At 34.7% G+C, this 1,082-nt stretch carries 2 protein-coding genes; both read left to right on the forward strand.

The features are described from left to right. Window positions 1–80: 80 nt before the first annotated feature. The gene (locus ACFIKE_RS11170) at window positions 81–644 is read left to right on the forward strand and encodes a thermonuclease family protein (protein ID WP_375650003.1); all 564 of its coding nucleotides are present in this window, start codon (window positions 81–83) and stop codon (window positions 642–644) included. Window positions 645–672: 28 nt separating this feature from the next. Next, the coding region (locus ACFIKE_RS11175; protein ID WP_375650006.1) for a uracil-DNA glycosylase family protein at window positions 673–1,082 on the forward strand (410 nt) is incomplete at its 3' end.

Below are 1,082 nucleotides of genomic sequence, written 5' to 3' on the forward strand. Positions count from 1 at the left end.
ATGAATAAATTTTTTCAGACGAATTATAAGCAATACTAAAATAGAGTGCGTTATAATAATGTTAGCAGTTTCTTTATTTCATGAAAAAGTCTTTTTCTCATTTTAATCTAAGAAGCTTTAATCTAAAAATTATCGGTTTCAGCATTTTTGTTGCAGCTAGCATTCTTATCATTATGTCAACTTATTTTAAGCAGACTCAACTGTTGCCTCAAAAAGGAAAATTTTCTTCTCAAAACTCTGTTGAAGGAAATGCATTAATCATTGATGGCGATACCATCATGATTTCTTCAATTAAGATTCGACTAGCTGGAATTGATGCTCCTGAACTCCACCAATTTTGTGGAAAAAAGGAAGCACGCTACCCTTGTGGGCTTGAGGCAAAAAAATATTTAGAACAACTCTTAAAAAATCAAACTGTTACATGTCACTGGCAAAAAACAGATAAATATCGCCGTATTCTTGCAACATGTAAAACAAAACAAATTAGCAATATCAATGCAACACTTGTACATAATGGTTGGGCTGTAAATTATTATGAATACCCCAGAGAAGAGCAAGAAGCTAGAAAGAAAAAAAAAGGAATATGGGCATCAAGTTTTCAACGACCAAAAGAATGGCGCAAAGCAAATCCTCGCACAGAATAAGAAAAATATTTTTTAATTTTATTTACCAATGAAACAATGTAGCCCAATTATCAAACTTGAAAAAGAGATCTATTCCTGTCGTGTTTGTGTCCAACAACCCCATTATTTTCCTCCTCTTCCTCATGAACCAAACCCAGTCGTTTATTTATCCGATACTGCTTCGATTGCAATTGCAGGCCAAGCACCAGGGTTGCGTGTCCATGAAACTTCTATCCCTTTTAATGATCGTTCTGGCGAAAAATTGCGTAATTGGCTGGGTGTCACGAAAGAAGAATTTTATAATAGATCTCTTTTTGCTATTGTTCCTATGGGATTTTGTTTTCCAGGCTATGACAAAAATAAAGCCGATTTACCACCAAGACGTGAATGTCGAGAAATATGGCATGAAAAGATATTTCAAGCGATGCCTCAAATAAAGCTTGTTCTTGCTATTGGCAG

The sequence above is a fragment of the Bartonella sp. MU70NMGDW genome (assembly GCF_042194085.1).
Classification (GTDB): Bacteria; Pseudomonadota; Alphaproteobacteria; order Rhizobiales; family Rhizobiaceae; genus Bartonella; species Bartonella grahamii.